The sequence below is a fragment of the Pseudomonas sp. H1_F01 genome, assembly GCF_054681425.1.
In genome coordinates this window covers 2,920,074-2,936,583 of record NZ_CP162823.1, presented here as the reverse complement: position 1 = coordinate 2,936,583, position 16,510 = coordinate 2,920,074, and the positions used below count along the sequence as shown (strand labels likewise).

Below are 16,510 nucleotides of genomic sequence, written 5' to 3'. Positions count from 1 at the left end.
GTCAGGACTAATACACTGCCACTCAGGTTCAAGACGAGGACGCTGACCGATGAAGCACGCCCCCCATGACGACGCCCCACGCTTCTGGCGCGACGCGGCCCTGCCCTTCATCGAAGCCCGGGCCATCGGCGATGGACGCAAGGTCTGCTATTCGCGCCATTCCCATGACCACTTTTCCATCGGCGCGATCACCGCCGGGCGCAGCACCTACGTTCACGAACGCTCGAATTTCCAGGTGGAAAGCGGCACGGTGGTGCTGATGAACCCGGGCGACGTCCACGCGTGCAACCCGATCGACGATCAGCCGTGGTCCTACGTGATGTTGTACGTCGACACCCAGTGGCTCAGAGACTTGCAGCGCCGTATCGGCTTTGACGAAAGCCTGGATTTCCAGGGCTTCGCCACCACGCACAGCCGCGATGTGGAGCTGTTTGCCGCATTGGGAAGGTTGTATGAGCAATTGGTGGATGAGCAGCTCGACACGCACCACAAGCACGCCGCCGCCGAGGCATTTTTTATCGACCTGCAGCAACGGCTCAACCCTGCCGGTCGCCCGGACCGGGGCAGTCATCCAGGCCTCATGCGTGCGGCGCAGTTTATCCACGACCATTGCAGCGAAGCCTTGAAGCTGGAAGACATCTGCACCGCCGCGCAACTGTCGCCGTCCTACCTGAGCCGAGCCTTCAAGCGCCATTACGGGATGACGCCCCACGCCTTCCTGGTCAACCGCCGGATCCAGTTTGCCCGGCGCCAATTGCGCGAAGGCAAGCTGATCGCCGACGTGGCGCTGGACAGCGGGTTTGCCGACCAGGCGCATTTCCAGCGTGCCTTCAAGCAACACCTGGCGGCTACGCCCGGGCAATATCGCGGCTGATACCGCACCACCTGACCGCAAGGACGGGTTGGCTCAAGGCAACAACAGATACACCGCACTGGCCACCAACAACCCCGCCATCGTCCGATTGAACAGGCGCATGGTCGCCGGATTACCCAACCAGGTGCGCAGGAAACTCCCGGCGTAGGCCCAGCAGCCCACCGAGACGTAGCAGATCACCAGGTAGATCGCCGCAAACTGCCACACCAGCCGCGCCTCGCCATCGGCCACGAACGCCCCCATTCCCGCCACGCAGGCCAGCCACGCCTTGGGGTTTAGCCATTGCATCAGCGCGCCATAGAACATCGAAGGCGCTCGCCCCTCGTCCTCGGCGCCCAGGTGCCCGTTATCCATCGCCAGTTTCCAGGCCATGAACAACAAAAACGCCACGCCGCCCAGTTGCACCACCCGTGTGAGGCCAGGCCAGCGTTGCAACACTTCATGCAACCCCAGCCCCATCAGCACCAGCAGCAAGACAAACCCCAGGGTTGCACCGCCCACATGGCGCAACGTCGCACGAAACCCGTACCGCGCCCCGGAGCTGAGGGCGACGATATTGACCGGGCCGGGTGTAATGGAGGCGACCAGGGCAAACGCCGCCATGGAAAGAATCAAACTCATCGCATACCTTCTTCATATCTGTGAGGTGGCGATCAAGGTAAATTGCCAATCGCGGGCGGTATTGAACAAAACTGCCCAAGGGGCTACCCATCAGCCCGCCACAAAAACAATACTGTGCGGCTCATTCATTCAGGCGTGTTCTATGTCCATTGCGGTTGTGCGGTTTATTGGCTTCATCCTCGGTATTTTCCTGATCACCCTGGCTGCCAGCATGGCAATCCCGCTTTTGACGCTGGTGATGTACGAGCGCAACGATGACCTCTCGGCGTTTTTGTGGTCGAGCCTGATCACCTTCGTCTGCGGCGTCGCGCTGGTGGCGCGCGGTCGGCCTGCACACACCCAGATGCGCCCGCGGGACATGTATCTGCTGACCACCGCCAGTTGGGTCATCGTCTGCAGCTTCGCCGCCCTGCCCATGGTGTTCATCCAGCACATCAGCTACACCGATGCCTTTTTCGAAACCATGTCCGGCATCACCACCACCGGCTCGACCATCCTTACCGGCCTGGACACGGCCTCCCCCGGCCTGTTGATCTGGCGCTCGATGCTGCACTGGCTCGGCGGGATCGGCTTTATCGGCATGGCCGTGGCGATCCTGCCACTGCTACGGGTCGGCGGTATGCGGCTGTTCCAGACCGAGTCGTCGGACTGGTCGGAGAAAGTCACGCCGCGCTCCCATGTCGCGACGAACTACATCCTGTGGATCTATGTCGGCTTGACCGCCCTCGCCACCCTGGCCTTGTGGCTGGCCGGCATGACGCCCTTCGAAGCGATCAACCACGCGATGTCGTTGATTTCCACGGGCGGCTTCTCCACGTCGGATGCTTCCCTGGGGCATTGGCCCCAACCGGCCATTCACTGGGTGTCGGTGGTCGTCATGATGGCAGGCGCGCTGCCGTTCACCTTGTACGTCGCCACCTTGCGCGGCCACAAACGCGCGCTGCTCAAGGACCAGCAAGTCAGGGGATTCGTCGGATTCCTGGTCATCACCTGGCTCATCGTGGGGACCTGGCTGAGCCTGAACAGCGACTACAGCTGGTGGGACGCGGTCCGCATCGTGGCCGTCAACGTGACGTCGGTGGTCACCACCACGGGCGTGGCGCTGGGCGACTACACCCTATGGGGCAGCTTTGCCTTGCTGCTGTTCTTCTATTTGACGTTCGTTGGCGGTTGCTCGGGATCGACGGCCGGCGGACTGAAGATCTTCCGCTTCCAGGTAGCCGGCGAGTTACTGATGGGCAGCCTGAAACAACTGATCCATCCCCGGGCGGTGATCCAGAAAAAATACAACAATCACCCCATCGACGAAGAGATCGTCCGTTCGCTGCTGACCTTTTCGTTTTTCTTCACCATCACCATTGGCGCTATCGCCCTGGGGTTGGCGCTGATCGGCCTGGACTGGACCACCGCCCTGACCGGCGCGGCCACCGCCGTGTGCAACGTGGGCCCGGGGCTGGGCACGATCATCGGGCCAGCCGGCAACTTCTCGACCTTGCCAGATGCGGCGAAGTGGCTGCTGACCATTGGTATGCTGCTGGGTCGGCTGGAGATCCTGACAGTGCTGGTGTTGTTCACGCCGGTGTTTTGGAAGTATTGAACACGTCGGGTCAGGCAAAACAGACAAACAAAAAAGCCGCGACGCCATGCACAGGCGTCGCGGCTTTTTTTCAAGCGATCAGCGGTCGTTCTTGATCGAAGAGGTGGTCGCGTTGGTCAGGCCCTTGGTGTTGTGGGTACCTGGTGTAGCGGTGGAAATCGCCGATGCCTTGGTCAGGCCACGGGTATCACGGTCGTTGGCGATGCTCGAGGTCAGCGAAGCCTTGCTGGTGCGGTCGGTGCGAGTGGTACCAGTGTGCTTGCCGCTCAGGCCATGATCGCGGGTGCGGGTACCGGTGTGGTCGCTGACCAATCCTTTGCCAAGGCCGCTGGAATCACCAGACTTGTCATGGTCCTGGCCACCACCGATGCCACCACCGTGGCCACCGCCATTGCCACCACCGTTGCCACCGCCGTTTCCTCCACCGTGGCCGCCACCACCCCCATTGCCGCCTGCGGCATAGCTCGAACCGATAGGCGACAACTCAGCAGGCAGCAAGGCCGAGGCACCGAACGCCAAGGCACAGACAGCAACGGCGATGAGGGATTTCTTATGTTTGGACATGATGTCTCCGAAAGACAAAAACAACGGTTGAACCTTTAAGACTCGCAGGTTCAATTTTTGTTCGTGACCGTCCGACCAAGTGAACGGAATTCACTGTCGATTTTTCGGTGGAGTCGTTCCGGGCACGGTTCTATGCTCAGGCCCATGAACCTACACGACTCGCTGCTCCCGCCCCATGCCGAGATGGTCCGCGCCATGCTCGAACGAGACACCGCCTACGAGGGGGTGTTCTTCACTGCGGTCAAGACCACCGGTATTTTCTGTCGCCCCAGTTGCACCGCGCGCAAGCCGAAACCGGAGAACGTCGAGTTCTTCGCCCATGCCGACGAAGCCATGTCGGCCGGCTACCGGGCCTGCCTGCGCTGCAAGCCCCTGGACGCCGCCGCCATCGCGCCAGACTGGATCCAGGCCCTGCTCAAGGCCGTGGACGCCGAACCCGACCTGCGCTGGACCGATGCCCTGCTGCTGGAACAAGGTATCGAGCCGCTGAAACTGCGCCGCTGGTTCAAGCAACATTTCGGCATGACCTTTCACGCCTACCTGCGCACCCGCCGCCTGGGCATTGCCCTGGGCGGCATCAAGGACGGCAGCTCCATCGACAATGCCGCGTTCGACTCCGGCTATGAGTCATTGAGCGGTTTTCGTGATGCCTTCGTGAAATCCTTCCACATCACGCCGGGCCGCGCAGCCCTCAGCGAACCTTTGTTGTTCACCCGCCTGACCACACCGCTGGGCCCCATGCTGGCCATGGCCGAACGACGAGGCCTGGTGCTGCTGGAGTTCCTCGACCGCCCGGCCCTGACCAAGGAACTGGAAGAGCTGCAGCAACGCTACGGCTACACGGTTGCGCCGGGGCACAACGCTCATTTGCAACAGATCGAAACCGAACTGGCCGATTATTTCGCCGGCAAGCTCACGGCATTCAACGTCCCGCTGCACATGCCCGGCAGCGCCTTCGCCGTACGGGTCTGGGCTGAACTGCAAAAGATCCCCTACGGCGAAACCCGCAGCTACGGCGGCATCGCCACGGCGCTGGGCAGCCCTGGCGCCAGCCGCGCCGTGGGCCTGGCCAACGGGCAGAATCGCTTGGCCATCGTCATTCCCTGCCACCGGGTGATCGGTGCGGATGGCTCGTTGACCGGCTATGGTGGCGGACAGCCGCGCAAGGCGTTTCTGCTACGGCTGGAGAAAGCCGCGGTGCAGGTTTCACTGCCCCTGGCGTTTTGAGCGCCCCGGAGAACGAATACCTGATGCCTGTGCCCTACCACGAGGCCAGTGCCGTGCTGGCAAGCCTCGACGAAGACTGGCGACGTCACGTCGAGGCGATCGGCCCTTGCCTGCTGCAACCCAAGCCGGCCCGTGACCCCTATGAAGCCCTGGTGCGGGCGATTGCCTACCAGCAACTGCACGCCAAGGCCGGCGATGCCATCCTCGGCCGGCTGCTGGCGTTGTTCCCGGCGCAGGCATTCCCCAATCCCGGGCAGATCCTGGCGACAGACGTTGCGCAGTTGCGCGGCTGTGGGTTTTCCGCGAGCAAGATCGCGACGATCCAGGGCATCGCCCAGGCAACGCTGGACGCCATCGTGCCGGATTACGCCACTGCGCGGGCGATGGAGGATGAAGCGTTGATCGAGCGCCTGGTCAGCTTGCGCGGCGTCGGGCGCTGGACCGTGGGGATGCTGCTGATCTACAGCCTGGAACGGCCGGACATCCTGCCAGCCGATGACTTTGGCGTACGTGAAGGTTATCGACGGCTCAAGGGGTTGGAGCAACAGCCCAGCCGCAAGCAGATGGTTGAGATCGGCCTGGCCTGGAGCCCTTATCGGACGGTGGCGGCGTGGTATTTGTGGCGGGTGCCCGGTCGCTAGACCGTGTCATCGTTCATCGCGAGCAAGCTCGCTCCCACAGTTGATCTTCAGTGTCCACAAATTGTATCTACACAGGAAATCCCCTGTGGGAGCGGGCTTGCTCGCGAAGGCGGTCGCATGGTCACCCTCAATTCAACTGTCAAGACACAGACTGTCTAGGCTGTACTGAGTCATTTCCAATCCCACTGGAGGTTCCCCATGCAGCTAGAAGGATCCTGCCACTGCGGCGCGGTGTCGTTCACCCTCGACAGTGCTCACCCCTACCCCTATCAGCGCTGCTACTGCTCGATCTGCCGCAAGACCCAGGGCGGCGGCGGTTTTGCGATCAACCTGGGGGGCGATGCCCAGAGCCTGAAGGTGCGTGGTCGCAAGCACATCTCGATCTACCACGCACGACTCAAGGACGAAGGCGATCTACGCGCCCACCGCAGCAGCGCCGAACGGCATTTCTGTTCCTTGTGCGGTTCGGGGTTATGGCTGTTCAGTCCTGAATGGCCGGAGCTGATTCACCCCTTTGCCTCGGCCATCGACACACCGCTACCGGTGCCGCCGGAGCACACCCACCTGATGCTGGGTTCCAAGGCGCCGTGGGTGGAAGTCGAGGCGCATCCGGGCGACCAGCAGTTCGAGGTCTATCCCCAAGAGTCGATTGCCCAGTGGCATGAACGCCTGGATTTGAGTCGTTAGGTTGCTTCACACTCTTTGACAATTTCCCGACAAAACTGTCAAAGATTGCCCGCCGGCAACTGCCTAGCATGGGCGCATCCAACTTCCATCCGGGTGCTCCCATGTTCCGTTCGCTGTGTCTGTCGTTGACTTCATGCGGCCTGCTTCTGCTCTGCGACTCATCGCAGGCCGACGATTGGCGTTACAGCTTACGGGCCGGCGCAGCCAGCGTGCCACGTTACAGCGGCAGTGACGAAAGGACCGTAGCACCCGCGTTGGGTGCGAAGATCGTCAGCCCCTATGGCGTTTTTCTCGATACCGACAAGGGCGTGGGCTGGGCGTTTGACGAAGAGGACTTCGGTTTGCGCGTGTACATCGGTGCCAGCGATGTGCGCAAGGATCGCAAGCACGGGTTCAAAGGCTCGGATGAACTCAACGGCATGGGCTCGATCAAGTCCCGGCCGGTGCTGGGGTTGGATGGGACCTATCAAATGGGGCCGATCGTCCTTGAGGCCAGCTTCGAACATGCGCTGGAAGAAGATGACGACAACCGTGATACCGGCTCCGCCTGGAACCGGCTAAAACTGAGCCTCAGCATGCCGTTTTACGAGGGTAGCCATGGCAAGCTCATGGGCAGCCTCAACAGTCAATTCGGCGACGGCGACTATGTCCGTACCTGGTATGGCGTCAGCGCCGCCCAGGCTTCGCGCAGTCAGTTCCGGGCCCACGACACCCATGGCGGGCTGGTGAGTCGCGGGGCGGATTTGACTTGGTCATTGCCGCTCGACGAACAGTGGAGCGTATCGACGGTGCTGGCCGTGCAGTACCTGGCCGGCGACGCAGCCCGCAGTCCGATTGTGGAGCGGCGGATGCAAGCGTCGTTGGTTGGGCAGGTGGTTTATGCCTTCTGAAGAGAAGGCTCCCTCGCGAATGCGCCCGATCTAATCAAGGTGCGCCCAGGTCATGCGAAACGATGCCCCGCCCCAGGGCGAGTCCGTTACTTCCACGTGCCCACGATGAGATTGCGACACCCGTCGCACCAGCGCCAGACCCAGGCCAAAACCTCCGGTACGACGGTCGCGGCTGGCGTCCAGGCGCGAGAACGGCTCAAAAATCTTCTCCCGCCCGTCCAGTGGCACGCCCGGCCCGTCGTCATTGACTCGCACCTCATAATGATCACCCGCGCGCGTCAATGACACCTGCACCCGCTCATCGGCGTAGCGAATGGCATTGCGCAGCAAATTGATCACCGCACGGGCCATGAAGCGTGGCTCGATACGGACCACCCCGACCGGACATTCGGCAATCAACAGCTGCACCCCGGCGGCTTCCGCCTCCAGCGCCACACTGCCCACCACGCTGTAGAGCCAATCGCGCGCCTGGATGTCCTCCCGGACAATCACCGTGGCGCCCTGCTCCAGGCTGGCATATGTCAGCAACTCGGAAACCATTTCTTCCAGTTCGCCGAGATCGGCGTACATGTCGTCAATCAACTCGCGGTTCTGGCTCGGATCGGGCTGCTGCTTGAGTTGATCCAGTTCAAACGACAAGCGTGCGATGGGCGTTCGCAACTCGTGGGAAACCGCATTGGTGAGCTCGCGCTGATTGGCGATCAGGCCCTCGATGCGCGCAGCCATCAAATTGAAATGTTCGGCCAGGTCGCGAATGTTCGAACGCTTGGACAACTGAATACGCACCGACAGATCGTTGCCACCAAAGCGCTCGGCCGCCAGGCGCAGCTTCTCCAGGTCGCGCCAGTGAGGTCGCACCCAGAAAAACAGCACGAAACCGATCATGATCGCGATCATCATGTAGGCCACGGTGATATAGAACGGCATCAGGCTCGGCTCTGCCGGCAGCTTGATGCTCAGTAGCTGCGAACCGTCGTCAATGCGCGAGATGAACTGTGTGTACTGGTCACGCATCACCAACAGCCCCTGGCTCAACTCGGCTTTCTCCTGGGTGCTCAAGGACAGTTGATCGCGCTCGACCAAGGCCAGGCCCAAGCCGTAGTGAGGCCGCACGGTTTCCAATTGTCGCTCCCGGGCCGAATCGTCCAGGCCACGCAGCTGCTCGACCAACGACCAGGCCTGACCACGCACCGCCTCTTGGTTGTAATGCTGCATCTCACCGTCAAGAAGCGCATCGAAGGTGCGATCGACCGTTTGCAACGCCAGCACCAAGCCAATCGTCATGACCAGGAAAAGTCCCAGGAATAACCGCAGCATCTACAGCTCCCACCCAAACGGATTGAACAGGTAACCCTTGCCCCAGACAGTCTTGATCCGCATCGGCTCCCGGGGATTGTCGTTGAGCTTGGCCCGCAGCTTGCTGACATAGACATCGACGCCACGATTGAGACCGTCGAAGGCAATGCCACGCATGCGGTTGAGAATGTCATCGCGCGACAGGATCTTGCCTGCCGCGCTTGCCAGCAGCCACAGCAGCTCGAACTCCATGGTGGTCAGCTCGACCAGGTCACCGGCCAGTCGCACCTCCCGACTGCTGCGGTCGATGGACAATCGTCCGAACTCATGGGCACCGCGCACGTTGATGTCTGGCACTTGCCGACGTTGCAGCGCCCGCAGGCGAGCCAGGAGTACCGCAGGCTTGATGGGTTTGATCACGTAGTCGTCGGCACCGGATTCCAGGCCGAGGATATGGTCCACGTCATCTTCCTTGGCCGTCAGGATCACGATCGGGGTATCAGCGACGTTGCGGATCCCGCGGCACACCTGCAACCCACTCTGCCCCGGCAGCATCAAATCGAGCACCACCACTTTCGGCTCGAATGCCAGAAACGCCGCCAGCGCCAGGTCGCCTCGGTGCTCTATACGCACCTCGAAGCCATGCTGAGAAAGAAAGTGCGCGATCAACCCGGCGAGCCTTTCGTCATCCTCCACCAGCAACACTTTGCCCGAACCCAGGTTATCCATAACAACCGCCTGCCAACCCATGATTGAAGTGGCCGCATTATGGCGCCAACCGACCACGGGGCGGGTAATGCAGACAGCAAAAACCGGCCTCATGGGCCGGTTTTCAACGAAGTTTCATGTTTTTAAGAGTTTTTAACAATTCAGGCCGGCATCGGCACACCGCTGTGGAAACGAAACTCCACATCCGGCGATTCGATCAACTCCCGCTCGGCTTCACGGACCTTGTCGATCACTTGGGCAATGTCCTTGGCGTCGCCGTACTGGTAAGCCAGTTTCAGGTAACCCTGGAAATGTCGGGCTTCGCTTTTCAGCAAGCCGAAATAGAACTTGCCCAGTTCCTCGTCCAGGTGCGGCACCAAGGCCTCGAAACGCTCGCAGCTGCGGGCTTCGATGAAGGCGCCGACCACCAGGGTGTCTACCAGCTTGACCGGTTCGTGGCTGCGTACCACCTTGCGCAACCCCGAGGCATAACGCCCGGCGGAGAGCTGGCGCAAGCCGATCTTGCGCTTTTTCATCAAGCGCATGACCTGCTCGTGATGCACCAGCTCTTCCCGGGCCAGGCGCGACATCAGATTGATCAGATCGACGTGGGAATGGTATTTGGCGATCAGGCTCAGGGCGGTGCTGGCCGCCTTGAATTCGCAGTTCTTGTGGTCGATCAGCATCGTTTCCTGGTCAGCCAGCGCGGCCTGGACCCAGGCATCGGGGGTGCGGCAACCAAGGAATTCGTGAATTTCGGGAAGATTCATGGGGCTCACGGGAAAAGGTAGTCGAGCAAAGGGCGCCGATTATACCGGCCTGCCCCCAGACCACCAGCCACCGCCGTTGATATGCATCAAGTCGAAGACTCATCCACAACAACTAGACTGCCCCACAACAACTATAGTTGAGCAAAACCAGCCTTTTCATTGCAGGAGAACGCCGATCATGCAAGCCATTCGCAGCATCCTGGTGGTTATTGAGCCCGAACATTCGGAAAGCCTGGCGCTCAAGCGCGCCAAACTGATCGCCGGAGTGACCCAGGCCCACCTGCATCTGCTGGTGTGCGACAAAAAGCATGACCATGCCGGCCTGCTCAGCGTGCTGAAGGCCGCACTGCTGGCCGACGGCTACAGCGTCACCACCGAGCAGGCCTGGAACGAAAGCCTCCACGAAACCATCATCGACGTGCAGCAGGCGGAAGGATGCGGGCTGGTGATCAAGCAGCACTTCCCCGACAGCCCGCTGAAAAAAGCCCTGCTGACCCCGGCAGACTGGAAGCTGCTACGCCATTGCCCGACGCCGGTGCTGCTGGTGAAAACCGCAGGTTCCTGGAAAGACAAGGTGATCCTGGCCGCCGTCGACGTTGGCAATGCCGATGGCGAGCATCGCCACTTGCACTCCACCATCATCGATCATGGCTATGACATCGCCCTCCTCGCCAAGGCGCACCTGCATGTGATCAGCGCCCACCCCTCGCCGATGCTCTCGTCCGCCGACCCGACGTTCCAGCTCAAGGAAACCATCGAGGCCAAGTACCGTGAACAATGCGGGGCGTTCCAGGCCGAATTCGACATCGATGACCAGCACCTGCACATCGAAGAAGGTCCGGCGGACGTACTGATCCCGTTCATGGCGCGCAAGCTGCAGGCGGCAGTGACGGTGATCGGCACCGTGGCCCGCTCGGGGTTGTCCGGGGTCTTGATCGGCAACACCGCCGAGGCTGTGCTCGATACGCTGGAAAGCGATGTGCTGGTGCTCAAGCCGCAGGAGGTCGAGGACCATCTGGTGGAGTTGGCGGTCAAGGACTGACACGTCAACCTGTGGCGAGGGGATTTATCTGTGGGAGCAAGGCTTGCCCGCGATAAAAACGACGCGGTCTCTCTGGAACCGAGGCGCCTGCATCGCGAGCAAGCTTTGCTCCCACAGCGGGGCGGTGCGACGTTTCGCTAAATCCCCTCGCCACAAAAAGCTGTCAGCCGCCAATCGCATCCTTCAGGAACCCCGGCGCGATATAACGCTGGTAATGGGCTTCGGACAGAAGGAAAAACTCCCGATCAATGGCATCGCGCAGGTCCGGCAGATCCCAGTCGCGAAACTCCGGCATCAGCACCATGCCGTAGGCCTCCAGATTGTTGATCACCCGTGCGCCCCGGGCGATCAACTGGTAGGCCCAGCAATATTCCGACTGGTGCGGCACAAAGCGGATCTTGCGCGACTCCAGTTGCTGGCGCAGCAATACCGGGTCGAAAACCTCCAGCTTGGCCACCATCACCTGCACCAACAGCTGCTCGAGCCGCATCCACACCGCGCGCTTTTCGTCCTCGTTGTAGCCGTTCCAGTGAATCACTTCATGGTGGAACCGCTTGCAGCCACGGCACACCAGGTCACCGTAGACAGTGGAGCAAAGGCCGACGCAGGGGGTCTTGATGAGCTGGTTGGGCATAAGGAAACGCACACGCAAAAACAGGACAGGCCGGCATGTTAGCCCTTTGTCTAAGATTGATCACCCCTCAAACTTCCAGGCCCAACTTACCTTTAATTTTTTTTTCCCGTAGAATCAGCCAGCCTTTTAAGGCGCCAATGTCCGTTAGAAGCTGTTTTCAAAGCGTCACGAGCACAGTCGTTCCTTCAGAGCGGTGTTGGCGAAGGGTCTTTCCAGCGGGGAAAGCCCAACGCCAACCCTCATCAGCTCCCCGTTCTGCAGGCGTAAAACTTTGAAAGCAGCTTCTGTGAGGAACGTGCGGAAACTCTGGCGTGGTGGCTCAAAAAGCCGCCAACGCGCATGAGTACCGTGGGTTCCTGGATGAGCGTCCCGGACACCCATTTGGGACCACTGATGAGGGTAATAACTGTGCTTGAAGCCTACCGCAAACATATCGAAGAGCGCGCAGCCCTGGGTATCGTTCCCCAGCCGCTTAACGCCGAACAAACCGCAGGCCTGATCGAGCTGCTGAAAAATCCTCCGGCTGGCGAAGAAGCTTTCCTCGTTGACCTGATCACCAATCGCGTTCCGCCTGGAGTCGACGAGGCTGCCTACGTCAAGGCTGGCTTCCTGTCCGCCCTCGCCAAGGGCCAGGCCCAATCCCCTCTGCTGGACAAGAAGCGTGCCGTTGAACTGCTCGGCACCATGCAGGGCGGCTACAACATCGTGACCCTGGTGGAGCTGCTGGACGACGCCGAGCTGGCGCCGGTAGCCGCCGAAGAACTCAAGCACACCCTGCTGATGTTCGATGCCTTCCACGACGTGGCTGAAAAAGCCAAGAATGGCAACGTTCACGCCAAAGCCGTGCTTCAATCCTGGGCTGACGGCGAGTGGTTCAAGAAGCGCCCGGTGCTGGCCGACAAGATCAGCCTGCGCGTGTTCAAGGTAACCGGCGAAACCAACACCGACGACCTGTCCCCAGCTCCAGACGCCTGGTCGCGTCCTGACATCCCGCTGCACGCCCTGGCCATGCTGAAAATGGCCCGTGACGGCATCGTTCCGGACGAGCAAGGCAAGACCGGCCCGATGAAGCAGATCGAAGAAATGCGCGGCCAAGGCTTCCCGATCGCCTACGTCGGTGACGTGGTCGGTACCGGTTCCTCGCGTAAATCGGCGACCAACTCGGTGCTGTGGTTCTTCGGCGACGACATTCCTTATGTGCCGAACAAGCGTGCCGGCGGCTTCTGCTTCGGCAGCAAAATCGCTCCGATCTTCTACAACACCATGGAAGATGCCGGCGCACTGCCAATCGAGTTCGACGTTTCGAACATGAACATGGGCGACGTGATCGACCTGTACCCGCATGCCGGCAAAGTCTGCAAGCACGGTACCGACGAAGTCATCACCACCTTCGAAATGAAGACCCCTGTGCTGTTGGACGAAGTCCGTGCCGGCGGTCGTATTCCGCTGATCATTGGCCGTGGCCTGACCGAGAAGGCTCGCGCCGAGCTGGGTCTGCCGCCGTTCGACCTGTTCAAGAAGCCTGAAGCCCCAGCTGAAAGCACCAAGGGTTTCACCCTGGCGCAGAAGATGGTCGGCAAGGCTTGCGGTCTGGCAGAAGGCCAAGGTGTACGTCCTGGTACCTACTGCGAACCGAAAATGACCACCGTGGGCTCCCAGGACACCACCGGTCCAATGACCCGTGACGAACTGAAGGACCTGGCGTGCCTGGGCTTCTCGGCTGACCTGGTGATGCAGTCCTTCTGCCACACCGCGGCCTATCCAAAGCCGATCGACGTCACCACCCACCACACCCTGCCTGACTTCATCATGACCCGCGGCGGCGTTTCCCTGCGTCCGGGCGACGGCATCATCCACTCGTGGCTGAACCGCATGCTGCTGCCAGACACCGTGGGCACCGGTGGCGACTCGCACACCCGTTTCCCGATGGGCATCTCGTTCCCAGCCGGTTCCGGCCTGGTCGCGTTCGCCGCAGCCACCGGCGTCATGCCGCTGGACATGCCGGAATCGATCCTGGTGCGCTTCAAGGGCAAAATGAAGCCTGGCATCACCCTGCGTGACCTGGTTCATGCCATTCCGTACTTCGCCATCCAGAACGGTCTGCTGACCGTCGAGAAGAAAGGCAAGAAAAACGCCTTCTCCGGCCGCATCCTGGAAATCGAAGGCCTGGAAGGCTTGACCCTGGAACAGGCTTTCGAATTGTCCGACGCCTCGGCCGAACGTTCGGCTGCCGGTTGCACCATCAAGCTGTCGAAAGAGTCGATCACCGAGTACCTGCAATCGAACATCACCCTGCTGCGCTGGATGATCGGTGAAGGCTACGGTGATGCACGTACCCTGGAACGTCGCGCCCAAGCGATGGAAGCCTGGATCGCCAACCCGCAACTGATGGAAGCCGATGCCGACGCCGAATACGCCGAAGTCATCGAAATCGACCTGGCCGACATCAGCGAGCCTGTGCTCTGCGCGCCGAACGATCCGGACGACGCCCGTCTGCTGTCCAGCGTTGCTGGCGAGAAGATCGACGAAGTGTTCATCGGTTCGTGCATGACCAACATCGGTCACTTCCGCGCTGCCGGTAAGCTGCTGGAGCAGGTCAAGGGCCAGCTGCCAACCCGTCTGTGGCTGTCGCCGCCGACCAAGATGGACGCTCACCAGCTCACCGAAGAAGGCTACTACGGCATCTACGGCAAGGCCGGTGCACGGATGGAAATGCCAGGCTGCTCGCTGTGCATGGGTAACCAGGCACGCGTCGAGCCGAACTCCACCGTGGTATCGACTTCGACCCGTAACTTCCCGAACCGTCTGGGTGACGGCGCGAACGTCTACCTGGCTTCGGCCGAACTGGCGTCCGTTGCTTCGATCCTGGGTCGCCTGCCGACCGTCGAGGAGTACATGGAATACGCCGGCAAGATCGACAGCATGGCAGCGGACGTGTACCGCTACCTGAGCTTCGACCAGATCGCCGAGTTCCGTGAAGCGGCTGCAAACGCCAACATCCCGGTCGTTCAAGCCTAAAGCTTAAAACGCCCGACTGAAAACGCCGCCCTTCTTGCGAGGGGCGGCGTTTTTTTATGCCTGTCTATTTGAGGGGAAGTGCCTTTTTTTGGGGACATATCCGTTGCTGCGGTAACGGATATACACACCAACCTCGCCCTCCAATAAAGGCCTACGCCAAGAGGGAGTAAACCAACGCCGTAATCGCCACCAAACCCACCAACGTAACGAAGACATTCGAAGCCTGGCCGCGATAACGGGCCATGGCCGGAACTTTGCGAATGGCATACATCGGCATCAGAAACAGGATAGCCGCGATGACCGGCCCGCCCAAGGTTTCGATCATGCCCAGAATGCTCGGATTGAGGGTCGCGACGACCCAGCACACCATCAGCATGAACGCGGCGGTGAGGCGATCCAGGGTCTTGGGCGCCGGGCGCCGGCCGCTCTTGACGATCAGGCCCTTGAGGCCTTCGCTGGCGCCGATGTAGTGCCCCAGGAACGACTTGGAGATGGCGACAAACGCAATCAACGGCGCGGCAAAGGCGATGGTCGGGTTGCTGAAGTGGTTGGCCAGGTACGACAGGATCGACAAGTTCTGCGCCTTGGCTTCGGCCAGTTGCGCCGGGCTCAGGGTCAGCACGCAGCTGAACACGAAGAACAGCACCATCACCACCATCAGCACATGGGCACGCGACAGGATCTGCGAACTGCGTTCCTCGGCGTTGGCACCGTAGCGACGTTTCTGGTCCACCGCAAAAGCCGAGATGATCGGTGAATGGTTGAACGAGAACACCATCACCGGGATCGCCAGCCACAAGGTATGCAGCAGCGCCGAAGCCTCAGGCGGCGTGGACGCCGTGGTCAGGATACCGCCGCTCCAGTGGGGAATCAGGAACACCGCCAGGAACAGCAGCGCAACGATGAACGGGTAGACCATCAGGCTCATGGCCTTGACGATCGCCTGCTCGCCACAACGGACCACCGCCAGCAGGCCCAGGATCAGCACCAGGGACAGCACCACCCGAGGAGGCGGCTGGATATGCAACTGATGCTCCAGGAAACTGCCCACCGTGTTGGTCAACGCCACGCTGTAGATCAACAGGATCGGGAAAATGGCAAAGAAGTACAAAAGCGTGATCAGCGCACCGGCCTTGAGGCCGAAATGTTCTTCCACCACCTCGGTGATGTCCGCGCCGTCGCGACCGGATAACACGAAACGGGTCAGGCCCCGGTGGGCATAGAACGTCATGGGGAACGCCAGCACCGCCAGGATCAGCAACGGCCAGAAGCCGCCCAGGCCCGCATTGATGGGTAAAAACAGAGTACCTGCACCGATGGCGGTGCCAAACAGGCCCAGCATCCACGTGGTGTCCTGGCGACTCCATTGGCTGAGGGTGGCTGGGACTGTCGTTTCAAAGCGCTCTTCGACGCTATTGGCCTGATCATTCATCCGGGCGGATCTCCGTATTCCGGTCACATGCACCCGGCCGGGACGAGTCGGAAAAACCCGACAGGCAGCGCCCTGGCCGAAACAGGGGCGCGATTGTCCGGGATTAGTGAGCAGAAGCAAAGGCTTAGCTGAGGAGCGGTTATGCGTATCAGATCGCTGCCATAGAATTATCCCTGCATTCCCTGTGGGAGCGAGCTTGCTCGCGATAGCTGTGTGTCCGCTTGCACCAGCACTGAATGTACCGCCGCCTTCGCGAGCAAGCTCGCTCCCACAATTGGATCGGGGTACAACCGGAGAGACAGGCCGGCTGTCAGGCCGCCTCGCGAGCAAGCTTTGCTCCCACAGGTCCTGCTCAAACAGATCTGATGGGTGTACGACCGGGAGAGTCAGGTCGGCTACTAGGCGGCCTCGGCGTGGACGTTGATCTCGGCGCCCCGTTAACCACGATGGCCGAAGTGAGGGCACATCGAGCCTAGGCGAGGTGCCGAGTGGTGGGGCATGAGCGTTTT

15 protein-coding genes are annotated in these 16,510 nt (G+C 60.9%); 8 read left to right on the top strand and 7 right to left on the bottom strand.

The annotated features are described in order from the left end of the window. Positions 1-49 precede the first annotated feature (49 nt). Positions 50-874, top strand: a complete 825-nt coding sequence (locus tag AB4O09_RS13630; protein ID WP_223470570.1) for a helix-turn-helix transcriptional regulator — start codon at positions 50-52, stop codon at positions 872-874. 33 nt (positions 875-907) lie between these two features. Here AB4O09_RS13630 and AB4O09_RS13625 read toward each other — a convergent pair whose 3' ends face one another. Then, positions 908-1,495, bottom strand: a complete 588-nt coding sequence (locus AB4O09_RS13625) for a LysE family translocator (RefSeq protein WP_223470569.1) — start codon at positions 1,493-1,495, stop codon at positions 908-910. A gap of 142 nt (positions 1,496-1,637) precedes the next feature. On the opposite strand from AB4O09_RS13625, the gene AB4O09_RS13620 reads away from it, so the two are divergent. Then, positions 1,638-3,092: a TrkH family potassium uptake protein gene (locus AB4O09_RS13620; RefSeq protein WP_460108330.1), complete on the top strand. Its 1,455-nt coding sequence runs from the start codon at positions 1,638-1,640 to the stop codon at positions 3,090-3,092. Between the two features lie 78 nt (positions 3,093-3,170). Here AB4O09_RS13620 and AB4O09_RS13615 read toward each other — a convergent pair whose 3' ends face one another. Beyond that, positions 3,171-3,656, bottom strand: coding sequence for a hypothetical protein (locus AB4O09_RS13615; protein ID WP_013693570.1), 486 nt, complete (start codon positions 3,654-3,656; stop codon positions 3,171-3,173). Between the two features lie 144 nt (positions 3,657-3,800). Between AB4O09_RS13615 and AB4O09_RS13610 the strand changes: the two genes are divergently transcribed. The 4 genes from AB4O09_RS13610 to AB4O09_RS13595 all read left to right on the top strand — a co-directional run bounded on the left by AB4O09_RS13610 (position 3,801) and on the right by AB4O09_RS13595 (position 7,101). Further along, the gene (locus tag AB4O09_RS13610) at positions 3,801-4,883 is read left to right on the top strand and encodes a bifunctional transcriptional activator/DNA repair enzyme AdaA (RefSeq protein ID WP_003202763.1); all 1,083 of its coding nucleotides are present in this window, start codon (positions 3,801-3,803) and stop codon (positions 4,881-4,883) included. Between the two features lie 23 nt (positions 4,884-4,906). After that, positions 4,907-5,524 (top strand): DNA-3-methyladenine glycosylase family protein, encoded by a 618-nt coding sequence (locus AB4O09_RS13605; protein ID WP_028237616.1) that lies wholly within the window; start codon positions 4,907-4,909, stop codon positions 5,522-5,524. Positions 5,525-5,722: 198 nt separating this feature from the next. Next, positions 5,723-6,211, top strand: a complete 489-nt coding sequence (locus tag AB4O09_RS13600; RefSeq protein WP_003202768.1) for a GFA family protein — start codon at positions 5,723-5,725, stop codon at positions 6,209-6,211. 101 nt (positions 6,212-6,312) lie between these two features. Then, positions 6,313-7,101 (top strand): MipA/OmpV family protein, encoded by a 789-nt coding sequence (locus tag AB4O09_RS13595; protein WP_027911841.1) that lies wholly within the window; start codon positions 6,313-6,315, stop codon positions 7,099-7,101. A 30-nt stretch (positions 7,102-7,131) separates the two neighbouring features. On the opposite strand, the gene AB4O09_RS13590 is transcribed toward AB4O09_RS13595, so the two are convergent. The 3 genes from AB4O09_RS13590 to AB4O09_RS13580 all read right to left on the bottom strand — a co-directional run bounded on the left by AB4O09_RS13590 (position 7,132) and on the right by AB4O09_RS13580 (position 9,875). Then, positions 7,132-8,418, bottom strand: coding sequence for an ATP-binding protein (locus tag AB4O09_RS13590; RefSeq protein WP_013693574.1), 1,287 nt, complete (start codon positions 8,416-8,418; stop codon positions 7,132-7,134). Next, positions 8,419-9,126 (bottom strand): winged helix-turn-helix domain-containing protein, encoded by a 708-nt coding sequence (locus AB4O09_RS13585; RefSeq protein WP_003202775.1) that lies wholly within the window; start codon positions 9,124-9,126, stop codon positions 8,419-8,421. A 140-nt stretch (positions 9,127-9,266) separates the two neighbouring features. Beyond that, positions 9,267-9,875, bottom strand: a complete 609-nt coding sequence (locus tag AB4O09_RS13580) for a MiaE family protein (protein ID WP_003202777.1) — start codon at positions 9,873-9,875, stop codon at positions 9,267-9,269. A gap of 178 nt (positions 9,876-10,053) precedes the next feature. Between AB4O09_RS13580 and AB4O09_RS13575 the strand changes: the two genes are divergently transcribed. Beyond that, on the top strand, positions 10,054-10,917 hold the full coding sequence (locus AB4O09_RS13575; protein ID WP_028237615.1) for a universal stress protein: 864 nt from the start codon (positions 10,054-10,056) through the stop codon (positions 10,915-10,917). A gap of 163 nt (positions 10,918-11,080) precedes the next feature. Here the strand turns inward: AB4O09_RS13575 and AB4O09_RS13570 are convergent, their stop codons facing one another. Continuing rightward, entirely contained in the window at positions 11,081-11,551 is a 471-nt protein-coding gene (locus tag AB4O09_RS13570; RefSeq protein WP_003202781.1) for a DUF1289 domain-containing protein, read from the bottom strand. Between the two features lie 408 nt (positions 11,552-11,959). On the opposite strand from AB4O09_RS13570, the gene acnB reads away from it, so the two are divergent. Continuing rightward, on the top strand, positions 11,960-14,569 hold the full coding sequence (gene acnB, locus AB4O09_RS13565; RefSeq protein ID WP_003202783.1) for a bifunctional aconitate hydratase 2/2-methylisocitrate dehydratase: 2,610 nt from the start codon (positions 11,960-11,962) through the stop codon (positions 14,567-14,569). Between the two features lie 151 nt (positions 14,570-14,720). On the opposite strand, the gene AB4O09_RS13560 is transcribed toward acnB, so the two are convergent. Then, positions 14,721-16,001: a serine/threonine transporter gene (locus AB4O09_RS13560; protein WP_003202785.1), complete on the bottom strand. Its 1,281-nt coding sequence runs from the start codon at positions 15,999-16,001 to the stop codon at positions 14,721-14,723. Between the last annotated feature and the right edge of the window lie 509 nt (positions 16,002-16,510).

What these genes read in the sequence shown, in the direction of transcription:
- AB4O09_RS13630 (WP_223470570.1), top strand. Translation starts at nt 50, where the DNA reads ATGAAGCACGCCCCCCATGACGACGCCCCACGCTTCTGGCGCGACGCG.
- AB4O09_RS13625 (WP_223470569.1), bottom strand. Translation starts at nt 1,495, where the DNA reads ATGAGTTTGATTCTTTCCATGGCGGCGTTTGCCCTGGTCGCCTCCATT.
- AB4O09_RS13620 (WP_460108330.1), top strand. Translation starts at nt 1,638, where the DNA reads ATGTCCATTGCGGTTGTGCGGTTTATTGGCTTCATCCTCGGTATTTTC.
- AB4O09_RS13615 (WP_013693570.1), bottom strand. Translation starts at nt 3,656, where the DNA reads ATGTCCAAACATAAGAAATCCCTCATCGCCGTTGCTGTCTGTGCCTTG.
- AB4O09_RS13610 (WP_003202763.1), top strand. Translation starts at nt 3,801, where the DNA reads ATGAACCTACACGACTCGCTGCTCCCGCCCCATGCCGAGATGGTCCGC.
- AB4O09_RS13605 (WP_028237616.1), top strand. Translation starts at nt 4,907, where the DNA reads ATGCCTGTGCCCTACCACGAGGCCAGTGCCGTGCTGGCAAGCCTCGAC.
- AB4O09_RS13600 (WP_003202768.1), top strand. Translation starts at nt 5,723, where the DNA reads ATGCAGCTAGAAGGATCCTGCCACTGCGGCGCGGTGTCGTTCACCCTC.
- AB4O09_RS13595 (WP_027911841.1), top strand. Translation starts at nt 6,313, where the DNA reads ATGTTCCGTTCGCTGTGTCTGTCGTTGACTTCATGCGGCCTGCTTCTG.
- AB4O09_RS13590 (WP_013693574.1), bottom strand. Translation starts at nt 8,418, where the DNA reads ATGCTGCGGTTATTCCTGGGACTTTTCCTGGTCATGACGATTGGCTTG.
- AB4O09_RS13585 (WP_003202775.1), bottom strand. Translation starts at nt 9,126, where the DNA reads ATGGATAACCTGGGTTCGGGCAAAGTGTTGCTGGTGGAGGATGACGAA.
- AB4O09_RS13580 (WP_003202777.1), bottom strand. Translation starts at nt 9,875, where the DNA reads ATGAATCTTCCCGAAATTCACGAATTCCTTGGTTGCCGCACCCCCGAT.
- AB4O09_RS13575 (WP_028237615.1), top strand. Translation starts at nt 10,054, where the DNA reads ATGCAAGCCATTCGCAGCATCCTGGTGGTTATTGAGCCCGAACATTCG.
- AB4O09_RS13570 (WP_003202781.1), bottom strand. Translation starts at nt 11,551, where the DNA reads ATGCCCAACCAGCTCATCAAGACCCCCTGCGTCGGCCTTTGCTCCACT.
- AB4O09_RS13560 (WP_003202785.1), bottom strand. Translation starts at nt 16,001, where the DNA reads ATGAATGATCAGGCCAATAGCGTCGAAGAGCGCTTTGAAACGACAGTC.